Raw genomic sequence first — 21493 nt, 5'->3', positions numbered from 1 at the left:
TCTATAACACGCCTCAAAACCTGTTGATAGCCACAATTAAAACACCGGGCTATAAGCACGTTTTACAGGGAACTCTGACCCCTGTGATACAAGGCAGCGATAACAACAGAGGATAACAGCGAATGGTTCTCGGCAAACCGCAAACAGACCCGACTCTCGAATGGTTCCTGTCTCATTGCCATATCCACAAATATCCATCGAAGAGTACGCTTATTCACCAAGGTGAAAAGGCCGAAACGCTTTACTACATCGTCAAAGGCTCCGTCGCGGTGCTGATTAAAGATGAAGAAGGCAAAGAGATGATCCTGTCCTACCTTAACCAGGGGGATTTCATCGGCGAGCTAGGATTATTTGAAGAAGGCCAGGAGCGTAGCGCCTGGGTACGGGCCAAAACCGCCTGTGAAGTGGCTGAAATTTCCTACAAGAAATTCCGCCAACTGATCCAGGTTAACCCGGATATCCTGATGCGCCTGTCCGCACAGATGGCTAACCGCCTGCAAGTCACCTCAGAGAAAGTGGGTAACCTCGCCTTCCTTGACGTAACCGGCCGCATTGCACAGACCTTGCTGAACCTGGCAAAACAGCCTGATGCCATGACTCACCCAGACGGCATGCAGATCAAAATCACCCGCCAGGAAATTGGCCAAATCGTCGGTTGCTCACGTGAAACCGTCGGTCGTATTTTGAAAATGCTCGAAGATCAAAACCTGATCTCCGCGCACGGCAAAACCATTGTCGTGTACGGTACGCGTTAATCCCCAGAGAAACGGTGCAGCAATGCGCCGTTTCTTTACCTGCTGAATAGCCAACCATGTGGCGCCGCCTGATCTACCACCCGGAAGTCAACTACGCACTGCGGCAAACGCTGGTGTTGTGCCTGCCGGTGGCGTTTGGTTTACTGATTGGCAACCTGCAACTCGGCATGCTGTTCTCGTTGGTGCCCGCCTGCTGCAACATTGCCGGGCTGGATACGCCACACAAACGCTTTTTCAAACGCCTGGTCGTAGGCGGCTCCCTGTTCGCACTCAGCAGCCTTCTGCTGCAACAAGCCCTGCTGTGGGATCTGCCGTTACCCTTGCTGATGCTGGCAATGGCGCTGTTGCTCGGCGTCAGCGGTGAGATCAGCCCGCTGCACGCACGCCTGCTACCAGCCGCATTGGTCGCCGCCATCTTTTCCCTCAGCATGGTAGGCACCGTGCCAATCTGGCATGCCCCTTTGCTGTATATCGTCGGCACCGCCTGGTACGGGCTGTTTACCTGGGCCTGGTTCAAGCTGTGGAAAGAGCAGCCGATGCGCGAATCCCTAAGCCAGCTGTATATGCAGTTGGCCGACTATTTTGAAGCCAAATACTCATTACTGACGCAGCACACCGATCCTGAAACTGCCCTGCCGCCGCTGTTGCAACGCCAGCAGAAAGTGATGGACCTGATCAGTCTGCTATACCAACAGCTTAATTTCCTGCCCCATGCCAATAACCTAGAGCAAAAGCGCCTGCGGCGTACGTTTCAGGTGGCGCTCGATTTGCAAGAGCACATCACCGTCAGCCTGCATCTGCCGGAAGAAGTGCAAAAGCTGGTGGAGCAAAGCCAGGCCGAAGCGATTATCCGCCGCAACGCCCAAGTGATCGCCACGCGCCTGCGGGTGATGGCCGACGATATTCTCTATCATCGGCACTCTGCGCGTTTCAGCATGAAGAATGAGCTGGCAGCGCTGGAAAAAGTGGCCTCACAGCACGCCGATAACCCGGTTGGCCAGTTCTGCTATTACCACTTCAGCCGCATCGCGCGCCTGCTACGCACTCAGCACCCACTGTACCGCCGCAATCTGATGGCCAATCAGTCACGCCTGCCTTTCTGGCCTGCGGTGGTGAGCTATCTGTCGTTTAAATCCAACGCCCTGCGCAACGCCGCCAGGCTGGGGGTCATTCTGGCGGCCGGCAGCAGCCTGGGCATGCTGTTCAACCTGCCAAAACCCTATTGGATCTTGCTGACCATCATGCTGGTCAGCCAAAACGGCTATAACGCCACGCGGGTGAGGATCCAGCACCGTGCCCTCGGCACGTTGGCCGGGCTGGTGATTGCCGCTGGGCTGTTGCAACTACAGATGCCCGAAAGCGTGACGCTGAGTATCATGTTGGCCATCACCCTGGCGGCCTATCTGATCCTGCGAAAAAACTATGGGCTGGCGGTGATGGGCTTCACCGTGACCGCCGTCTACACCTTGCAGCTCCTGGCGCTGAACGGTACCCATTTCCTGGTCCCCCGCCTGATCGATACCCTTATCGGCTGCGTACTGGTGTTTGGCGGCACGATCTGGCTATGGCCGCAGTGGCAGAGTGGCCTGCTGCGGAAAAACGCCCATCAGGCTCTGGAGCACGATCAGACGGCACTGCGACTCTTGCTGGAAGAACAGGAACCCGACCCCAGCGAACTGGCCTACACGCGCATGCAGGTCAATCAGGCACATAACGCCCTGTTTACCTCGCTCAATCAGGCGATGCAGGAACCGGGGTTCGAATCGAATTATCTGGCTGATATGCGGCTGTGGATCACCCATAACCAGTTTATTGTTGAACACCTGAATGCGATGACCATTCTGGCGCGCGAGCACTATATGCTGACGCCAAAGCTGGCGCAGGAGTATCTGCAAACCTGTGAGATCGCCTTGCAGAGTTGTCAGCAGCGGTTGGAATATGACGGCCCGAGTACCAGCAACAGCATCATGCAGCCGCCAGATCTGCACCCGGACATGCCGGTTACCGAGATGGAACGCCATCTGCGGCGGATCCTTTCTCACCTGACCGTGATGCATACCATTTCGTCATTGGCATGGCGCCAGCGCCCACATCATGGGATCTGGCTGAAGCGCAAACTGCGGGAAAGCTGAGGTTAGCGGGACCGCAGCCCCGCAGACTTGATCAGCCGTTAATCACATCCTGTACGGCCAATTCGAACAGCGCCATGCCTTCGTCGATATCTTTCAGCTCAACCACCAACGAAGGGGCAAAACGGATCACATTTGGCCCGGCATTGAGGATCATCAAACCACGTGCAGCAGCGGCAGTGAGGAAATCACGCGCTTTACCGTGATAGCCCGCCTTCAGTTCCGCGCCAATCAACAGCCCCATGCCACGAATATCGCTGAACACATCGTATTTCTTACCGATCTCCTGCAAAGCCTGAACAAACAGCCCACGACGCTGCTCAATCCCGCTTAGCACCTCTGGCGTATTGATCACGTCCAACGCTGCCTCTGCCACTGCACAGGCCAGTGGGTTGCCGCCGTAGGTGGTGCCGTGGTTGCCAACCTGCATCACCGAGGCGATCTCTTGGGTGGTCAGCATCGCGCTCACCGGGAAACCGCCGCCCAGCGCTTTAGCGGTGGTGAGGATGTCTGGCGTAATGCCGTAATGCATATAGGTAAACAGCTTGCCGCTACGGCCCATACCGCTTTGCACTTCATCAAACACCAGCAGCGCCTGATGTTGGTCGCAAAGTTCACGTACGCCCTTGAGGAAGACAGGATCGGCTGCGGTAATTCCCCCTTCACCCTGAATAGGCTCCATCACTACCGCACAGGTGTGATCGTCCATCACCGCTTTCACCGCGGCCAGATCGTTGAAAGGTACATGCACGATATCGGCCGGTTTCGGCCCAAAGCCGTCGGAATATTTTGGCTGCCCGCCCACGGAAACGGTGAACAGCGTACGGCCATGGAAAGCGTTATTAAACGCGATAATCTTGGTTTTATACGGGCTATGACGGGTGATGGCGTAATGACGAGCGAGCTTGAACGCCGCTTCGTTAGCCTCCGCACCTGAGTTGGCGAAAAACACCCGGTCGGCGAAGGTGGCAGCGATCAATTTACTGGCCAGGCGCAGTGCGGGCTCATTGGTGAACACGTTGCTGGTATGCCACAGGGTTTCGCCCTGCTGCTTTAGAGCCTCAACCAGTGCCGGATGGCAGTGCCCCAACGCAGTCACCGCGATGCCACCAGAGAAGTCGATATACTCTTTCCCCTGCTGATCCCATACGCGGCTCCCCTTGCCCTTCACCGGCACAAACTGGGCGGGTGCATAAACAGGCAGGATAACCTGATCAAAGGTGCTGCGGGTAACTGCGGTTTTTTCGGTCATTACTGGCTCCAGGCGGCTAACTATCAAGTGAAAATATAATCACAAAATATGCATAAAAAACCAACCAAGGGCAAGCTTAAAAAACCACTAACGGCTAACTTCCAAGGAAATTACCCAGCAGTTGATGCCCCTGTTCGCTGAGAATGCTCTCCGGGTGGAACTGCACACCCTCCAGCGCCAGCGTCCGGTGGCGGATCCCCATGATCTCATCCCGTTCGCCGTCACGTTCGCTCCAGGCGGTCACCTCAAAGCACTCCGGCAACGTCGCAGCATCCAGGATCAGTGAATGGTAGCGGGTGACGGTCAGTGGATTATTCAATCCCTTGAACACGCCGAGATTATGATGGCGGATGGCAGAGGTTTTGCCGTGCATCACCTCCCGAGCGCGAACCACGTCGGCGCCAAACGCCTGGCCCAACGCCTGATGACCTAGGCAGACCCCAAGGATCGGCAACTTGCCGGCAAAATGGCGAATGGCAGCCAGCGAGATGCCCGCCTCGTTCGGCGTACAGGGGCCAGGGGATATCACCAGATGTTGCGGTGCCAGCCGCTCAATATCGGCCAGTTGCAGTTCATCGTTACGCTTCACCAGCACTTCTGCACCCAGTTCGCAGAAGTACTGATAGAGGTTGTAGGTAAAAGAGTCGTAGTTATCGATCAGCAGCAGCATGTTTAAATGAACTTAGTGTGAAGGATCGTTACGGTCGCCCGTATCAAATAGCTAGATAGCCGAGTTTATCTAACCTTCACCGTTACACCTATAGCCACGTTCGAACAGTAATCCATAAAGACAGCCAGTTTTGCTGATTTGAAAACGTTGAATCAGCCAAAAAAGAGAGTAATATAGCACCAAGTGCTATAGTTAAGGTAACAGGATGTCAACCTAATGCGCGTATTTAAAACCAAATGGTTTGCCAAAATGGCCGAATCTCATGGCATCAAAGATAGGGAATTATGCCGGGCTATTGATGCAGTGATAGAAGGGAAGGCCGATGACCTCGGAGGCGGAGTATACAAGAAGCGCCTAAGGGAGAATCGTGATCGCGCCATAATATTAGCCAAAGGCGGAGTGCATTGGTTTTACACGTTCCTGTATGCTAAACAGGATATGGCCAACATCGATAAACGTGAACTTGCTGGATTTCGAGAGTTAGCAAAGTACTATGCGGTACTTACAGATGAAAAGATTATGGCATTGATTACAAATAAAGAGCTGGTGGAGATTTGTCATGACCGCAAAAAGTAAATTCAAAAGTCCTGCGTTTGAAGCCATCCATAGTGCAGCTTCTGGGTTATTCAGCGTCGACGCCATCCCGCAGGAGACAATGCGTAGCTTCGATCAAGCCTGCATCAGCAGCGTCAAAGATCTTCAACCACTTGAAATCAAAGCATTGCGGGAAAAGCTCAATGTCAGCCAGCCAGTCTTTGCCCGTTATCTGAACACCAGCGTTTCTACAGTACAAAAATGGGAAAGCGGTGCCAAACGCCCCAGTGGCCTGTCGTTGAAGTTACTCACCGTGGTCCTGAAACATGGGCTTAAGGTGTTGATTTAATGACTTGCTCAATCATCCAGTTTCACACCCAGCATCCCGAGCAGTTTTAGGGTTTTGGTCTGGAAATTGCTCAGATGCTATCAGAGAAATTTGTTAGGCAAGCCATTTCGCAGACACGGTCTGCGAAATCTGCTCTGACTGCCAAGTTTGGAACCGCTGGCAAAGCTAAACGGACGCAGTATGCAGCGCCCCTAGATTAGAGTTCACAGACCTACTTTTTGCGGCCACCCATGATCGAGCCTAAAACGCCGCGCAGGATCTGGCGGCCCAAATCGCGCGCCATGCTCTTGGCGGCGGTCTGTACGATGCCGTCGTGTTTACCGCCGCGTGGACCAGTGGAACCAAACAGGATCTCGTTCAAGCCGCCCATCAAGCCACCGCCGCTTTCCTGCCCTGCGGCCGGTTTCTGAGCCGGTTGCCCAGGCTGTGGCATACCCACAGTGGCAAAACCACCTGCGGCCAGTTTTTCATAGGCAGATTCACGATCTACCATATCTTCATAGCGTCCGTAGAGCGGGGATTTATTGATGGCGCTGTTCATCCCTTCCGCCCCCAGCATGCCCATTTTCGATTCCGGTGCGATCACCATCGCACGCTCCACCACGTTCGGCCGCCCTTTCTCATCCAGGAAGGAAACTAATGCCTCGCCCACGCCTAGCTCGGTGATTGCCGTTTCCGCATCAAAGTCTGGATTGGCGCGCATGGTTTGGGCCGCTGCCTTCACCGCTTTTTGATCGCGAGGCGTAAAGGCCCGTAGCGCGTGCTGGACACGGTTACCCAGCTGGCCCAGGACACTGTCCGGGATATCCAACGGATTCTGGGTGACAAAGTAGATGCCCACGCCTTTGGAACGGATCAGGCGCACCACCTGTTCAATTTTGGTCAGCAATGCCGGTGGCGCATCGTTAAACAGCAGGTGGGCTTCGTCGAAGAAAAACACCAGCTTTGGCTGTTCCGGATCGCCCACTTCCGGCAAATGCTCAAACAGCTCCGCCAGTAGCCACAGCAAAAACACCGCATACAGCTTCGGCTGGTTAATCAGCTTATCCGCCGCCAGCAGGTTGATGATGCCGTGCCCGTTGGCGTCGGTTCTCATCAGATCGTTGATATCCAACATCGGCTCGCCAAAGAACTGATTGGCACCCTGCTGTTCCAGCGTCAGCAAACCACGCTGGATCGCCCCGACCGAGGCCGAAGAGATGTTGCCGTACTGGGTTTGGAACTGTTTGGCGTTATCCCCGACGTACTGCACCATCGCACGCAGGTCTTTCATATCCAGCAACAGTAAGGCGTTGTCATCGGCGATCTTGAACACCAACTGCAACACGCCGCTCTGCACCTCATTCAGATCCAACAGGCGGCCAAGCAGTAGCGGGCCAAGATCGGAAATGGTGGCGCGGATAGGATGACCCTTTTCACCAAAAATATCCCAAGGGATCATGGAACAGGCTTGGGGTTGCCAGTCGGTAACGCCAATTGCCGCCAACCGCGCCTGCAACTTCTCGGAGGGAACACCTTCGGCCGCAATGCCCGACAGATCGCCTTTAACGTCCGCCAGGAATACCGGAATGCCAATGCGCGAGAACTGCTCCGCCATCTTTTGCAGGGTGACGGTTTTGCCCGTACCGGTCGCCCCGGTGATCAACCCGTGGCGGTTAGCCAGGGCAGGCAAAATGACCAGTTCCTGCGCCGGTTTCCCGTCTTTCATCGCTTTGGCAATAATCCGTGCTTCGCTCATTTTCTGTTCCTATAACCCTGTACGGCGCGAATGCGCCCGCTGATATCATCAAGGCTATAAGCGAGACGTAAACCCGTCAAGGACAAACAAAAGGGCCCCTCACCCCAACCCTCTCCCACAGGGAGAGGGAGCTATTAGCCCCTGCTCTTTTGCAAGTTAAAGAGGTCACCTCAGCAAACTCTTCAAGCCGATATCAATCGTAGGAGTCAATCTGTGGCACATTAGAGTCTCCCATGCCAAACAGAGTCGCTTAACGTTATCCGCGTAACCCCAGCTCTTCTTTCAGCGATTTGAGATAGCGGCGGCTGACCGGTACCGGCTCCCCCACCGACATAATCATTTCCGCCGTGCCACTTTCTTCAAAACGGATCTCTTTGACCTGCTCAAGGTTCACCAGATATTGCCGGTGGCAGCGCACCAATGGCGTGCGGCTTTCCAACGTGCGAAGCGTCAGTTCGGTAAAACACTCCATGCCGTCATTGCGCACCACATACACTCCGGTCGAGCGTGAGCGGATAGCGATCACCTCGTCGAAACGCAGCAGGTAAATCCGGCTGTGACCGGTGCAGGGAATGTATTTCAGGTAGCCCGCGCTTTCATCCAACGCCGCAATATTCTGCGGAGCACGGCGCTGATGCAGGCGCTGCAAGGTTTTATTCAGCCGATTCGGCTCCGCCGGTTTCAGCAGGTAATCAAACGCATGCTGCTCAAAGGCCTGCACCGCGTATTCGTCATAGGCCGTCAGAAACACGATGTAGGGCATACGGTTCGGATCGAGCATGCCAACCATTTCCAATCCGCTGATACGCGGCATCTGGATGTCCAGGAACACCACGTCCGGTTGCAAGCGGTGGATTTGGCTGATGGCCTCAATGGCATTGGCGCATTCACCAATAATGGTAATGCCCTCTTCCTCTTCCAGCAGGTGGCGCAGGTTATCGCGGGCAAAGGGTTCGTCATCAACAATCAGTACGTTCAACATCAAGCAGCCCTCGCCAAGGGAACGTTAAGGGTGATGCAAGTATAGGCTTCAGGTTCGCAGGTGACCTGCACGCCATAATCTTCACCATAGCGCACGCGGATACGCCGATCGACCAGGTTCATCCCCAACCCGCTGCCACCGGTCTGCTGACGGAACAGCCCGGCGTTATCCGTCACCTGCAACAGCAAGTGATCACCTTCCAGGCGGGCACCAATATCGACACGGCCAATCCCCAACAGATGGGAAGTACCGTGCTTGATGGCATTTTCCACAATCGGCTGCAGCGAGAACGCAGGTAAACGCACTGCCAGCAACTCTTCCGGCAGCGAAACGGTGATCTCCAGTCGATCGGCAAAACGGGCCTTTTCGATCTGCAGATAGGCGTTCACATGTTCGATCTCGTCCGCCAGGCTCACCTCATCGTCGGAGCGCTTGAGGTTTTTGCGGAAAAAGGTCGACAGATACTGCACCAGTTCGCAGGCTCGGTCGCCATCGCGGCGGATCACCGCCACCAGCGTATTCAGGGCGTTGAACAGGAAATGCGGGTTCACCTGCGCATGCAGCAGTTTGATTTCCGACTGGGCCAGCAGCTGTTTATGGCGCTCATATTGCCCGGCCATGATTTGCGCCGACAGCAGGCTGGCAATCCCTTCCCCCAGCGTGCGGTTAATGGTGCTAAACAGCTTGGTCTTGGGTTCATACAGTTTGATGGTGCCAATCACTCGCTGGTTTTCACCACGCAGCGGGATCACCAGTGTCGAACCTAGTTTGCAATTGCCGTTGATGGAGCAGCAGTAAGACAGCTCATTGCCGTCGGCATACACCACCTCGTTGTTATCGATGGCGCGATGGGAGTGGACCGAGGAGATCGGCGTGCCCGGCAGATGGTGGTCGTCACCAATACCGATAAAGGCCAGCAGCTTGTCACGATCGGTGATCGCCACGGCGCCGATACCCAGCTCCTGATAGACCACCCGCGCCACCTTCATGCTGTTTTCCTGGTCAAACCCCTGGCGCAGAATACCCTCGGTACGTTCGGCAATCTTCAACGCCTTGGAGGAGAAGGCGCTGGTGTATTTCTCAAACATCGCCCGCCGATCAAGCAGGATCTGCATAAACATGGCGGCACCGATGGTATTGGCGATCAGCATTGGCAGGACGATGTGCTCCACCAGCAGCACCGCTTCGGGGAACGGACGCGCGACGATCAGGATAATCGCCATTTGCAGCACTTCGGCCACCAACGCAATCCCGGCGACAAACAGCGGGTTGAACAGCAGATCGATACGCCCGCGCCGCATGGCAATGCTGTGCACAATACCGCCAACCAGACCTTCGGCCACCGTGGAGATCGCACAGGCGACGTCTGTCATGCCCCCCAGTGTATAACGATGCAAGCCGCCCGTTAGGCCAACCAGGAAACCGACGGAGGGCCCACCCAGCAGCCCGCCCAACACGGCGCCGATAGCGCGGGTATTGGCGATGGAGTCTTGAATATGCAGGCCAAAATAGGTGCCCATAATGCAGAACACCGAGAAAATGACGTAGCACAGCAACTTGTGCGGCAGGCGAATGGTCACCTGCATCAACGGAATAAACAGCGGCGTCTTGCTCAGCAGATAGGCAATGACGAGATACACGCACATCTGCTGTAACAGCAGTAACACCTGGTTAAATTCGTACATAAAAACGGCTCATCCTGAACAACGGGGGCGATCAAAAAAGTGCCGGGTATCCGGTCTGGTTTTAGGCGGGCAATTAAATCACGTGGGATCGAAAAAAACAGTGATGCAGGCAAACATTCAGGAGGGAAAAGCAGGCCGGGCCCCAGCTAGAGACCGGCTTGGGTGATTTATGGCAGCACTTTGGCCGACAGGATCACGATAGGTTTACTCGGGACATTCTGGTAAGGACCGACGTTGCCAGTGGGTACCTGGGAGATTTTATCTACTACGTCCATACCTTTAACGATTTTGCCAAATACCGCGTAGCCAAAATCACGCTGGCCATGATCGAGGAACGCATTGTCTGCCACGTTCAGGAAGAACTGGCTGGTGGCGCTGTCTTTATCGGCGGTACGCGCCATGGAAATGGTGCCACGCAGGTTACGCAGGCCGTTGTCGGCTTCGTTTTTGATCGGTGCATTGGTGGTTTTCTGCTGCATATCCGCAGTAAAACCGCCACCCTGAACCATGAAACCAGGGATCACGCGGTGGAAAACGGTGTTGTTGTAGTAACCGCTGTTCACGTAGTCAATGAAGTTCTTGGTTGAGACCGGTGCCTTCTGACTGTCGAGCGCCAATTCGATATTCCCTGCCGAGGTGGTCAGCATGACGTGGGTTTCACCGGCGGCTAATGCGGCGGGTGCCATGGCTGTCAGTGAACACAGCGCAACGAAGGTCACTAAAGTACGTTTGAACATGAACGGGTCCTTTCTTTGAGATACAAACAACGGAAAGCGCTTTGATTCTAAAGAGCTGCGCCCGGCAGCGCCAGCCATTTACCTATATTTACTCAATTGCCGGACGTTTCTGAGTGCGCCCGGTTTTTTCCTGTCGACAGTATGATCCCCGTACTGATTTTTGCCAAGCCGATCACGCATTATTTGCCGATTTTCGCCCTTCATCGGTTTTTGCGACACAAATCCCGGTTTGGTTCTGCAATCCAGCTAGGCTAAATAAATGAGAGCGCTCTCATTTGCGCTGATAACCATAATAATACTGGAGAGCAATGATGAAAAAGATAGTGCTGTGCTGTGCCGCGGGGATGTCCACCAGCATGCTGGTCAAACGCATGCAAACCGAAGCGCAAAAGCGCGAACTGGCCGTGGAGATTGTGGCGGTACCGGCTGCGGATTTCGAAGCCGAGCTACCAACTGCCAGCGTGGTGCTGTTGGGGCCACAGGTAAAGTACGAACTGGCCCGCTTCAGCCAGCTTGCCGGGCCGCATGGCCTGCCGGTTGCCGTCATCGACATGATGGATTACGGCACCCTGCGCGGTGACAAGGTATTAGACCAAGCCCTCAGCCTGATCGCCTGACGCCGCGGAGAACCCCATGAGCCTATACGCTTCCCTGATGCGCGTGGTCGAAAGCCATATCGCGCCACTGGCTGGCCGGATCGGTAGCCAACGCCATATTATTGCCATTCGTGACGGTTTTATCAGCGCTATGCCGTTTTTGATCGTCGGCAGTATCATGCTGATCGTCGCCAACCCGCCGTTTGACGCGACCACCACCTCCAGCTTTGGGCAAGCCTGGTTAGGGTTCGCCAAGAAGCACTGGGACACCATCACCATGCCGTTCTTTATGACCATGGGGTTGATGAGCGTATTTGTCTCTATTGGTACCGCCTACAGTCTGGCAAAGCACTACAAAATGGACGCCCTGACCGCCGCGCTGCTGTCACTGATGGCATTCCTGCTGGCCTCTGCGCCACAGGTCGACAACAAGATGTCCCTCGATTTTCTGGGTGGCCAGGGGGTATTCACCGCCCTGATCTGCGCCATTTGGTCGGTCGAACTGATCCGCCTGCTGAAAAAGTACAACATTACCATTCGCATGCCGGAGCAGGTTCCCCCTGCCATTGCCCGTTCGTTTGAACTGCTGTACCCGGTGGTGGGCATTCTGTTGACGGTCTACCCCGTCAGCCTCCTGATGCAGAGCGAATTCCAACTGCTGCTGCCCGCTGCGATTATGCAGGTGTTCCAGCCGCTGATTTCCGTCGGCGATACGCTGCCAGCCATCCTTTTGGCAGTACTGATTGCCAACCTGCTGTGGTTTGCCGGTATTCACGGCGACAATATCGTGACCGGCCTGCTGAACCCGATCTTTATGGCTAACCTGGCCACTAACGCCGCGCTGGTCGCCAACGGTGCAGCCATGACCCAAACGCTGACCGCGCCATTCTGGTCTTTCTATGTCTGTATCGGCGGCTCTGGCTCCACGCTGGTGTTGGCCTTCCTTTATCTGCGTAGCCGTTCCATTCATCTACGCACCATCGGCAAGCTGAGCGTGGTCCCGGCGGCTTTCAATATCAATGAACCGCTGCTGTTCGGTTCGCCGGTGGTGATGAACCCAACGCTGTTTATCCCATTGATTGTGGTGCCGATGGTTAACGCCACTCTGGCTTATTTCGCCCTGCACTGGGATATGGTGGAGAAAATGGTGGCGATGGCTCCCTGGACCGCTCCGGCACCGCTGGGAGCGATGATCTCCGCCTCTTGGGATATCCGTGCCGCCTTATTGGTGCTGGTGCTGATGGTGATTGACCTGGCGATCTGGCTGCCGTTCTTCAAGGTGTATGAAAAACAACTACTGGCGCAAGAACACGAGCAGGCCGAGGCTGAACGTGAAGCCAGCAACGCCGCCACCGCACAGTAACAGGAGAGATAACGTGACTGAACTGATGGCTGAAGTCAGCCAGGATTTTGAAAGCACCATTATGGAGCTGCTGGTATTTGCCGGTAGCGCCCGCAGCAGCGCGCTGATGGCTTTGCAACAGGCCCGTGCCGGTGATTTCACCGGTTCCGCCGAACATATGGCCGAATCCAAGCAGGCGGTGAAACAGGCCCACCGCATTCAGACCCAACTGATCGGCATGGACGAAGGCTGCGGCAAACTGGCCATCACCCTGATCACCGTACACGCACAGGATCACTTGATGAACGCCATGGTCATTCAGGATCTGGCCGACGACATGATCGAACTTTATCGCCGTCAGGTACAATTGGAGTCCCGCTCATGAGCGCATTAAAAATCGCCATTATTGGCGGCGGCAGCAGCTACACGCCGGAGCTGGTGGAAGGCCTGATCCTGCGAATTGAAGAGTTGCCGGTGACCGAACTGGCGTTGGTGGACGTTGAGCCTGGCCGGGAGAAGGTCGAGATCATTGCCGCATTAACCCAGCGTATGCTGGCCCGTAACGGCCTTGAGCAGGTGAAGGTCAGCGTGCATTTCGATCTGGACGAGGCCATTCGCGGTGCCAGTTTCGTTCTCACCCAGTTCCGCGTGGGTCAGTTGCCTGCTAGGGCAGCCGACGAGCGCCTAGGCCTGAAATACCAACTGATCGGCCAGGAAACTACCGGCGTTGGCGGCTTTGCCAAAGCGCTGCGCACCATTCCGGTGATGCTGAATATCGCCCGCAAGGTAGAACAGCTGGCACCCGATGCCTGGATCATCAACTTTACCAACCCGGCTGGTATCGTGACCGAAGCCGTTTCGCGTTATACCAAGGCGAAAATTATCGGCCTGTGTAACGTGCCGATCAGCATGCATCACATGATCGCCAATATGCTGCAGGCCCCTTACGCCGAGGTACAGCTGCAATTTGCCGGGTTGAACCACATGGTGTGGGTCCACCAGGTGCTGCAAAACGGCAAGGACGTGACCGACAAGGTACTCGAGATGCTGTGTGACGGTGCCGCGCTGACCATGAACAACATCAAGGAAGAGCCTTGGCCACCAGAGTTCCTGCGCGCCGTAGGGGCGATCCCCTGCCCTTATCACCGCTATTTCTACCAGACCAAAGAGATGCTGGCAGAGGAGATTTCCGCCGCAGCCGAACGCGGTACCCGTGCCGAACAGGTGATGAAAGTAGAGAAGGAATTGTTCGAGCTGTATGCAGACCCACATCTCGACAGCAAGCCCGAGCAGCTCAGTTTCCGTGGTGGTTCCTTCTATTCCGAAGTGGCGTTAGAGCTGATCCGTGCCATTCACAATAATCTCGGCACGCAATTAGTGGTCAATACCGCAAACCGTGGCGCTATTCGCGGTTTGCCAGACGATGCTGTGATAGAAACCAACTGTATCGTCGATGCTCAGGGTGCCCATCCGCTGACGTTTGGCCAACTGCCGGATTCGATGCATGCGCTGACCCAGCAGGTTAAAGCCTATGAACGCCTGACGATAGAGGCCGCCGTGCATGGCGATCGCCGCAGTGGGCTGCTGGCACTGGTCACCAATCCTCTGGTCGCCAACGCCCAAATTGCCCAGCCGCTGCTGGAAGAAGTGCTGGAGGTGAATAAAGCCTATTTGCCGCAGTTTAACGCATAACCATCAACATTGGGTTCGGCTCGCCGGACCCACTTATCTCCTGTAATCTGATCAAGTGGGGGGATAAGCCCGTAATCAGGAGCAGTAAAATGGTGACACTGGAAGATGTCGCAGCGATAGCGGGCGTATCCCGCGCGACTGTGTCACGCGTGGTCAACGGCGACAACAAGGTCAAAGCGCTCACCCGCGAGAAGGTCAAACGGGCGGTGGCCGAACTGGGCTATACCCCCAACCCCGCGGCTAGGGCGTTGGCATCCAGCCAAAGCAATACCTTGGGCCTGGTCACCACCTCATACCGAGGGGGCTTCTTTGGTGCCCTGATGGATTTCGTCCAAACCGAAGCCGAGTCCAACGGTAAACAGCTGCTGGTAACCCAAGGCCGCAACAGTGCGGAAAATGAACTGCTGGCGATCCAACGCCTGTTCAGCCTGCGTTGCGACGGAGTGATCCTCCACGTGCGCTGCCTCAGCGACGATCGACTGCGTCAGTTGGCGGCCGAACAGCGCTCCTTTGTGCTGCTGGATCGCCTGGTCCCTGGCCTGGAAGATCGCTGTGTTACCTTCGATCACGTTTATGCCAGCCAGCTTGCTACCCAGCAGCTCATCGATGCCGGCCATCGGCGCATTGCCTGTATCAGTGGCCCAGCCCAACGAGCCTCCAGCCAACAGCGGTTACAAGGGTTCCTCAATGCGATGCAGGCCGCCAACCTGCAACCGCTAGGCTGCCCGGAAGGGGTCTATGACCTGGAAAGCGGCTACCAGTGCGCTGACCAGTTGCTGCGCAGCAAAGCGCTGCCTACGGCGATCTACTGCTGCAACGAAGAAATGGCGATTGGTGCCTTGCTGGCGATTAATGAACGGCATCTGCGTGTACCGCAGGATATCTCATTGATCTGTTATGACAGTGGCGAACGAGCGCCTTTTGTCCGCCCGGCGCTCACCAGCGTGCATTTCCCTATTACCGAAATGGCGCAATATGCCGCTCGTCTGCTGATAGATCCACTGACCGCACCGGTGAGCTTTGAGCCGACCATCATCCAGCGCGATTCGATCGCCACACCCGGTAGCTGATCACATAAAAATCTAAAAACCTTTCATCTCTTGCATCAAAAAATCGATGCTCGTCACATAAACTCCCGTTGTCTATGCTAGGATCCGCCTCCTGGTGGCCTGATCGGGATCTTTTCCAGTTTTTAGCAGGAAAAACCTGCGGCCTTATGCCAGCTTTAAACCCCAGGGATCTCAGGTTACGTCCTGACAGCCCACGGGTATAAACCACAACAAAGATAATCAGGCCTATATACATGAATGACAGCAACCGCATCCGGCTAACCTGGATCAGCTTCTTCTCTTATGCGCTGACCGGTGCATTAGTGATCGTCACAGGGATGGTGATGGGAAACATCGCAGAGTATTTCAATCTGCCGGTTTCCAGCATGAGCAATACCTTTACCTTCCTTAACGCGGGTATTTTGATTTCAATCTTCCTCAATGCCTGGCTGATGGAAATCATTCCGCTGAAACGTCAGCTGATCTTTGGCTTTATCCTGATGCTGCTGGCCATCGCCGGGCTGATGGTGGGCAAAAGCCTGACCCTGTTCTCGCTGTGCATGTTTGTGCTCGGTGTGGTCAGCGGTATCACCATGTCGATCGGTACCTTCCTGATCACCCATATGTATGCGGGCCGCCAACGTGGTTCACGCCTGCTGTTTACCGACTCCTTCTTCAGCATGGCCGGGATGATCTTCCCAATCATCGCCGCAATGCTGCTGGCGCGCAGCATTGGCTGGTACTGGGTTTACGCCTGCATTGGAGTGCTGTACCTGGCCATCTTCGTGCTGACGCTGTGTTCCGAGTTCCCGGTTCTGGGTGACAAAGGGGAGAAAAGCAGCGAGCCGGTGGTGAAAGAGAAATGGGGCATCGGCGTGCTGTTCCTGGCTATCGCCGCGCTGTGCTACATCCTTGGCCAGTTGGGCTTTATCCAATGGGTGCCGGAATACGCCACCAAAACCTTCGGCATGAATATCGATCAGGCGGGCAAGGTAGTCAGCAACTTCTGGACTTCTTACATGATCGGTATGTGGGTGTTCAGCTTCGTGCTGCGCTTCTTTGACCTGCAACGCATCGTCACCGTGCTGGCCGCGCTGGCAACGGGTGCCATGTACCTGTTTATCAGCACCGATAATCCTGAGTACCTGAGCTACTACATCATGGCTCTGGGCTTCGTCTCCAGCGCGATCTACACCACGCTGATCACGCTCGGTTCGCAGCAAACCAAGGTTTCCTCACCGAAACTGGTCAACTTTATCCTGACCTGCGGCACCATCGGTACCATGCTGACCTTCGTGGTCACCGGCCCGATCGTTGCCAGCAACGGGGTCCATGCCGCACTGACTACGGCCAACGGCCTGTATCTGGCCGTGTTTGTGATGTGTCTGCTGCTCGGCTTTGTGACCAAGCACCGCAACCATGGGCATACCACGCACTAACTGTTGCTCGTTTTCCCCATGAGGGTTCTGCCAACGCAGAACCCTTTTTTTATGTCTAACGCCTGAAGTCGACCTGCTCTTCCTGCTCCAGATACAGCGTGGTTTGCGCAGGCTGGGTGGCCGCGATGACCGCACCAGCTCGGATCGAATAGCGTACCGCCGTCTGGCGGCGTACTGCGTCAAAACCGCTGTCTGCGGGTAAGATCACCAAATCGGCACTATTGCCTGCACGCAAACCGTAATCCGTCAGGTTCAAAGTTCGTGCGCTGTGGGTGGTGATCAGATTCAAACCGTCATCGATCTGGCCATAACCCATCAGTTGGCAGACGTGGAGCCCCATATGCAGCACCTGCAACATATTGGCGGTGCCCAGCGGATACCAGGGGTCAAACACGTCGTCATGACCAAAGCAGACGTTGATGCCCGCCTCCAGCATCTCCTTCACCCGTGTGATGCCACGCCGTTTAGGATAGGTATCGAAACGTCCTTGCAGGTGAATATTCACCAACGGGTTGGCCACGAAGTTGATACCGGACATTTTCAGCAGCCGGAACAGCCTTGAGGTATAGGCCCCATTGTAGGAATGCATCGCGGTGGTGTGGCTAGCGGTAACCTTGGCGCCCATCTCCAGCTTCAACGCCAGCGCGGCCACGGTCTCCACAAAGCGGGACTGCTCGTCGTCAATCTCGTCGCAGTGCACGTCCACCAGCCGATCATATTTCTGTGCCAGGGCAAAAGCCTTGTGCAGCGATTCCACGCCGTATTCGCGGGTGAACTCAAAATGCGGGATAGCCCCGACCACATCCGCCCCGAGCCGTAACGCCTCCTCCAGCAGGGCTTCCCCATTGGGATACGACATGATCCCTTCCTGAGGAAAGGCCACGATCTGCAGCGTGATCCAAGGAGCGACCTCCTGCTTGACCTCCAGCATGGCGCGCAGCGCGGTCAGCTTAGGATCGGACACGTCGACATGGGTGCGCACATGCTGCACGCCGTTGGCGATTTGCCATTTCAGCGTCTGCCAAGCGCGCTGTTTCACGTCCTCATGGGTGAGCAGTGCTTTGCGCTCCGCCCAGCGCTCAATACCTTCAAACAGCGTGCCGGACTGGTTCCATGCGGGCTGCCCGGCGGTTTGCGTGGTATCCAGGTGGATATGCGGCTCGATAAACGGCGGCAGCGCCAGCCCGCCTTCGGCATCCAACACGTCGCTGCGCCACTCCAGCCCCTCAGGCTGTGGAATGATATGCGCGATCCGCCCCTGCTCAATGGCCAACTGCCATAGCCCCTCATGCCCACTCAGGCGCAGGTTATCGATAAACTTGACCGGATTGTTCGCCATTTTTTACCTCTGTTCGGCTCACCATTTCTTTCATCATACTGGCCAATGACGAGCTGACAAAATCGCCGCTTGGCTTTCCTTCCTCTGGTTACTCCCCAATGAGTATTTTTTTCATTAACTGGCTCGATTCAGCTAAAGTTGAGTAAAAACCGCAACTTATCAAATATCGATAAAAATCATAGATATACCACCTTAGAGGTATATAAGGGCTAGCTTGACCTGTATCAATAAATTGCCTTCTGGGAGGAATAAGGTACATCCAGGAAATCAGAATTTTGAGGCAATAATGAGCAGAGTCCAACTCGCGGTTATCGGCAACGGCATGGTCGGCCACCGCTTTATCGAAGATCTGCTGGAAAAGGCAGACAAAGACCAGTTCGACATCACCATCTTTTGTGAAGAGCCACGCATCGCCTACGACCGCGTGCATCTCTCCTCCTATTTCTCCCACCACACTGCAGAAGAGCTTTCGCTGGTCCGCGAAGGCTTCTACGAAAAACAGGGCGTCAAAGTGCTGGTTGGCGAGCGCGCGATCACCATTAACCGCGCAGAGAAAGTGATCCACTCCAATACCGGCCGCACGGTGTATTACGACAAGCTGATCATGGCGACCGGCTCCTACCCGTGGATCCCGCCGATCAAAGGTTCAGAGACTCAGGACTGCTTCGTTTACCGCACCATTGAAGATCTTAACGCTATCGAATCCTGCGCCCGCCGCAGTAAACGTGGCGCGGTAGTGGGCGGTGGCCTGCTCGGCCTGGAAGCGGCTGGCGCACTGAAAAGCCTGGGCGTAGAAACCCACGTGATCGAGTTCGCGCCGATGTTGATGGCAGAACAGCTCGATCCGATGGGCGGCGACCAGCTGCGCCGCAAGATCGAGCGCATGGGTGTCAAAGTCCACACCGGCAAGAACACCACCGAAATCATCAACGGCGGCAAAAGCGCACGCAAAACCATGCACTTTGCCGACGGCAGCGAGCTGGAGGTCGACTTTATCGTCTTCTCCACCGGCATCCGCCCGCAGGACAAACTGGCTCACCAATGCGGGCTGGCTACCGCCCCACGCGGCGGCATTGCGATTAACGATAACTGCCAGACCTCCGATCCAGACGTTTATGCCATCGGCGAATGCGCCTCCTGGCAGCAGCGCACCTTTGGCTTGGTAGCACCGGGCTACAAGATGGCTCAGGTCACCGCCGACCATCTGCTGAGCCGTGAAAACAGCTTCCAGGGTGCCGATATGAGCGCCAAACTGAAGCTGCTGGGGGTCGATGTTGGGGGCATCGGCGATGCGCATGCGCGTACCGAAGGCGCCCGCAGCTACGTCTATCTGGATGAAAGCAAAGAGGTTTACAAGCGTCTGGTCGTCAGCGCGGACAACAAAACGTTGCTCGGCGCGGTGTTGGTCGGCGATACCAGCGACTACGGCAACCTGCTGCAGCTGGCACTGAATAATATCGAACTGCCGGAAAACCCGGACAGCCTGATCCTGCCAGCCCATGCCGGCAGCAAGCCTGCCATCGGCGTAGATTCGCTGCCAGAAACCGCACAGATCTGTTCCTGCTTCGACGTCAGCAAGGGAGATATCATCAAAGCGGTGAATATGGGCTGCCATACCGTGGCGGCGATCAAGTCCGAGACCAAGGCCGGTACCGGCTGCGGCGGCTGTATTCCACTGATCACCCAGGTGCTGAATGCCGAACTGAGCAAACAGGGCATCGAGGTTAACCATCACCTGTGTGAACACTTTGCCTATTCCCGCCAGGAGCTGTACCACCTGATCCGGGTTGAAGGCATCAAGACCTTCGACGAGCTGTTGGCGAAATACGGTAAGGGTTACGGCTGCGAAGTCTGTAAACCGACCGTTGGTTCACTGCTGGCCTCCTGCTGGAACGAGTATGTGCTCAAGCCGCAGCACACGCCGCTGCAAGACACCAACGACAACTTCCTGGGCAACATCCAGAAAGACGGCACTTATTCGGTGATCCCGCGCTCAGCCGGTGGTGAAATCACGCCGGAAGGTCTGATCGCCGTCGGCCAGATTGCCAAAGAATACAACCTGTACACCAAGATGACCGGCTCGATGCGTATCGGCATGTTTGGTGCGCAGAAAGACGATCTGCCCGCCATCTGGAGCAAGCTGATCGCCGCCGGCTTCGAAACCGGCCACGCCTACGCCAAGGCGCTGCGGATGGCGAAAACCTGCGTCGGCAGCACCTGGTGCCGCTATGGCGTGGGTGACAGCGTTGGCTTCGGCGTGCAGCTTGAACACCGTTACAAAGGCATCCGTACCCCGCACAAGATGAAGTTTGGCGTTTCCGGCTGTACCCGCGAGTGTGCCGAGGCGCAGGGGAAAGACGTCGGCATTATTGCCACCGAGAACGGCTGGAACCTGTATGTCTGCGGCAACGGCGGGATGAAACCGCGCCATGCCGATTTGCTGGCCGCCGATCTCGACAACGAAACGCTGATGCGTTACCTCGACCGTTTCATGATGTTCTACATCCGCACCGGCGATAAGTTGCAGCGTACCTCGGTCTGGCTGGAAAGCCTGGAAGGCGGCATCGATTATCTGCGCAAGGTGATTATTGACGACAAGCTGGGCATCAACGCACAGCTGGAAACCGAAATTGCTCGCCTGCGTGAAGCGGTGATCTGCGAATGGAAAGCAACTGTCGAAAATCCTGCATCGCAGGTGCGTTTCGCTCACTTTATTAACAATAGCCAGCGCGATCCTAACGTTCAGGTCGTGGCCGAGCGCGAGCAACATCGCCCAGCCCGCCCGGATGAACGCATTCCCGTCACCTTGCTGGAAACCGAGGAGAACAACGCATGAGCCAGTGGATCACCGTTTGCCCCATCGCCGATATTCTGCCCGCGACCGGCGTGTGTGCGCTGATCGGCACCCAGCAGGTGGCGATATTCCGCCCCTATGCCGACGAACGGCTGTTTGCCATCAGCAATATCGACCCGTTTGCCCAGGCCAGCGTGCTCTCTCGCGGACTGATTGCCGAGCATCAGGGTGAATTGTGGGTCGCCAGCCCGCTGAAAAAACAGCATTTCCGCCTGCACGACGGTTTCTGTCTGGAAGATGAGAGCCGCTCCGTGGCCAGCTTCACCAGCCGGGTAGTCGACGGCCTGGTTCAGGTGGCAATGCAATAAAACACGATGCCCCTTGGTTAAAGTTAACCAAGGGGCACGGCAC

General features: G+C 55.8%; 19 protein-coding genes. 12 read left to right on the top strand and 7 right to left on the bottom strand.

Annotated elements, in window-relative coordinates; all coding sequences use genetic code 11:
* Nucleotides 1–122 precede the first annotated feature (122 nt).
* Entirely contained in the window at nucleotides 123–755 is a 633-nt protein-coding gene (gene crp, locus AC6HVW_RS21025; RefSeq protein WP_005969523.1) for a cAMP-activated global transcriptional regulator CRP, read from the top strand.
* 56 nt (nucleotides 756–811) lie between these two features.
* Entirely contained in the window at nucleotides 812–2887 is a 2076-nt protein-coding gene (locus tag AC6HVW_RS21020) for a YccS/YhfK family putative transporter (RefSeq protein WP_071681325.1), read from the top strand.
* A gap of 31 nt (nucleotides 2888–2918) precedes the next feature.
* Here the strand turns inward: AC6HVW_RS21020 and argD are convergent, their stop codons facing one another.
* On the bottom strand, nucleotides 2919–4136 hold the full coding sequence (gene argD, locus AC6HVW_RS21015) for a bifunctional acetylornithine/succinyldiaminopimelate transaminase (RefSeq protein ID WP_497569654.1): 1218 nt from the start codon (nucleotides 4134–4136) through the stop codon (nucleotides 2919–2921).
* A gap of 94 nt (nucleotides 4137–4230) precedes the next feature.
* Nucleotides 4231–4806 (bottom strand): aminodeoxychorismate synthase component II, encoded by a 576-nt coding sequence (locus AC6HVW_RS21010; protein WP_021181676.1) that lies wholly within the window; start codon nucleotides 4804–4806, stop codon nucleotides 4231–4233.
* A 216-nt stretch (nucleotides 4807–5022) separates the two neighbouring features.
* Here AC6HVW_RS21010 and AC6HVW_RS21005 point away from each other — a divergent pair, with 216 nt between their 5' ends.
* The gene (locus AC6HVW_RS21005; RefSeq protein ID WP_071681329.1) at nucleotides 5023–5382 is read left to right on the top strand and encodes a type II toxin-antitoxin system RelE/ParE family toxin; all 360 of its coding nucleotides are present in this window, start codon (nucleotides 5023–5025) and stop codon (nucleotides 5380–5382) included.
* The gene (locus tag AC6HVW_RS21000; protein WP_021181678.1) at nucleotides 5366–5689 is read left to right on the top strand and encodes a helix-turn-helix domain-containing protein; all 324 of its coding nucleotides are present in this window, start codon (nucleotides 5366–5368) and stop codon (nucleotides 5687–5689) included. Before AC6HVW_RS21005 ends, AC6HVW_RS21000 begins: the two co-directional genes overlap by 17 nt.
* 211 nt (nucleotides 5690–5900) lie before the next feature.
* Here AC6HVW_RS21000 and AC6HVW_RS20995 read toward each other — a convergent pair whose 3' ends face one another.
* From AC6HVW_RS20995 to ppiA, 4 genes are all read right to left on the bottom strand, one after another.
* Entirely contained in the window at nucleotides 5901–7427 is a 1527-nt protein-coding gene (locus tag AC6HVW_RS20995) for a helicase HerA-like C-terminal domain-containing protein (protein ID WP_071681330.1), read from the bottom strand.
* A gap of 256 nt (nucleotides 7428–7683) precedes the next feature.
* Entirely contained in the window at nucleotides 7684–8409 is a 726-nt protein-coding gene (btsR, locus tag AC6HVW_RS20990) for a two-component system response regulator BtsR (protein ID WP_021181680.1), read from the bottom strand.
* Nucleotides 8409–10094 (bottom strand): sensor histidine kinase, encoded by a 1686-nt coding sequence (locus AC6HVW_RS20985; RefSeq protein WP_021807483.1) that lies wholly within the window; start codon nucleotides 10092–10094, stop codon nucleotides 8409–8411. Before AC6HVW_RS20985 ends, btsR begins: the two co-directional genes overlap by 1 nt.
* 167 nt (nucleotides 10095–10261) lie before the next feature.
* Nucleotides 10262–10831, bottom strand: a complete 570-nt coding sequence (gene ppiA / locus AC6HVW_RS20980) for a peptidylprolyl isomerase A (protein ID WP_021181682.1) — start codon at nucleotides 10829–10831, stop codon at nucleotides 10262–10264.
* Between the two features lie 311 nt (nucleotides 10832–11142).
* Between ppiA and AC6HVW_RS20975 the strand changes: the two genes are divergently transcribed.
* From AC6HVW_RS20975 to tsgA, 6 genes are all read left to right on the top strand, one after another.
* Complete coding sequence (locus AC6HVW_RS20975) at nucleotides 11143–11448, top strand: PTS sugar transporter subunit IIB (protein WP_037376515.1); 306 nt, start codon at nucleotides 11143–11145, stop codon at nucleotides 11446–11448.
* A 16-nt stretch (nucleotides 11449–11464) separates the two neighbouring features.
* Nucleotides 11465–12790, top strand: a complete 1326-nt coding sequence (locus AC6HVW_RS20970) for a PTS sugar transporter subunit IIC (protein ID WP_071681332.1) — start codon at nucleotides 11465–11467, stop codon at nucleotides 12788–12790.
* 25 nt (nucleotides 12791–12815) lie between these two features.
* Nucleotides 12816–13154 (top strand): PTS lactose/cellobiose transporter subunit IIA, encoded by a 339-nt coding sequence (locus AC6HVW_RS20965; protein WP_037376524.1) that lies wholly within the window; start codon nucleotides 12816–12818, stop codon nucleotides 13152–13154.
* The gene (locus tag AC6HVW_RS20960; protein ID WP_186486505.1) at nucleotides 13151–14461 is read left to right on the top strand and encodes a 6-phospho-beta-glucosidase; all 1311 of its coding nucleotides are present in this window, start codon (nucleotides 13151–13153) and stop codon (nucleotides 14459–14461) included. Before AC6HVW_RS20965 ends, AC6HVW_RS20960 begins: the two co-directional genes overlap by 4 nt.
* A gap of 89 nt (nucleotides 14462–14550) precedes the next feature.
* On the top strand, nucleotides 14551–15531 hold the full coding sequence (locus tag AC6HVW_RS20955; protein WP_071681335.1) for a LacI family DNA-binding transcriptional regulator: 981 nt from the start codon (nucleotides 14551–14553) through the stop codon (nucleotides 15529–15531).
* 233 nt (nucleotides 15532–15764) lie between these two features.
* Nucleotides 15765–16949 carry an MFS transporter TsgA gene (gene tsgA / locus AC6HVW_RS20950; protein WP_071681337.1) on the top strand — a complete coding sequence of 395 codons (1185 nt, stop codon included), beginning with the start codon at nucleotides 15765–15767 and terminating at the stop codon, nucleotides 16947–16949.
* Nucleotides 16950–17004: 55 nt separating this feature from the next.
* On the opposite strand, the gene AC6HVW_RS20945 is transcribed toward tsgA, so the two are convergent.
* A complete protein-coding gene (locus AC6HVW_RS20945) occupies nucleotides 17005–18288 on the bottom strand; it encodes a cytosine deaminase (RefSeq protein ID WP_497569653.1) in 1284 nt (427 codons plus the stop codon).
* A gap of 286 nt (nucleotides 18289–18574) precedes the next feature.
* Between AC6HVW_RS20945 and nirB the strand changes: the two genes are divergently transcribed.
* Together nirB and nirD are read left to right on the top strand one after the other, a co-directional pair.
* The gene (gene nirB, locus AC6HVW_RS20940; protein ID WP_021807477.1) at nucleotides 18575–21124 is read left to right on the top strand and encodes a nitrite reductase large subunit NirB; all 2550 of its coding nucleotides are present in this window, start codon (nucleotides 18575–18577) and stop codon (nucleotides 21122–21124) included.
* Nucleotides 21121–21450 (top strand): nitrite reductase small subunit NirD, encoded by a 330-nt coding sequence (nirD, locus tag AC6HVW_RS20935; protein ID WP_071681341.1) that lies wholly within the window; start codon nucleotides 21121–21123, stop codon nucleotides 21448–21450. The genes nirB and nirD overlap by 4 nt, the downstream gene beginning before the upstream one ends.
* Nucleotides 21451–21493 lie beyond the last annotated feature (43 nt).

Source organism: Serratia sp. NCCP-200 (assembly GCF_059697885.1).
Note: the sequence above shows the minus strand (reverse complement) of the source record. Positions and strands in the feature narration are given on the sequence as shown.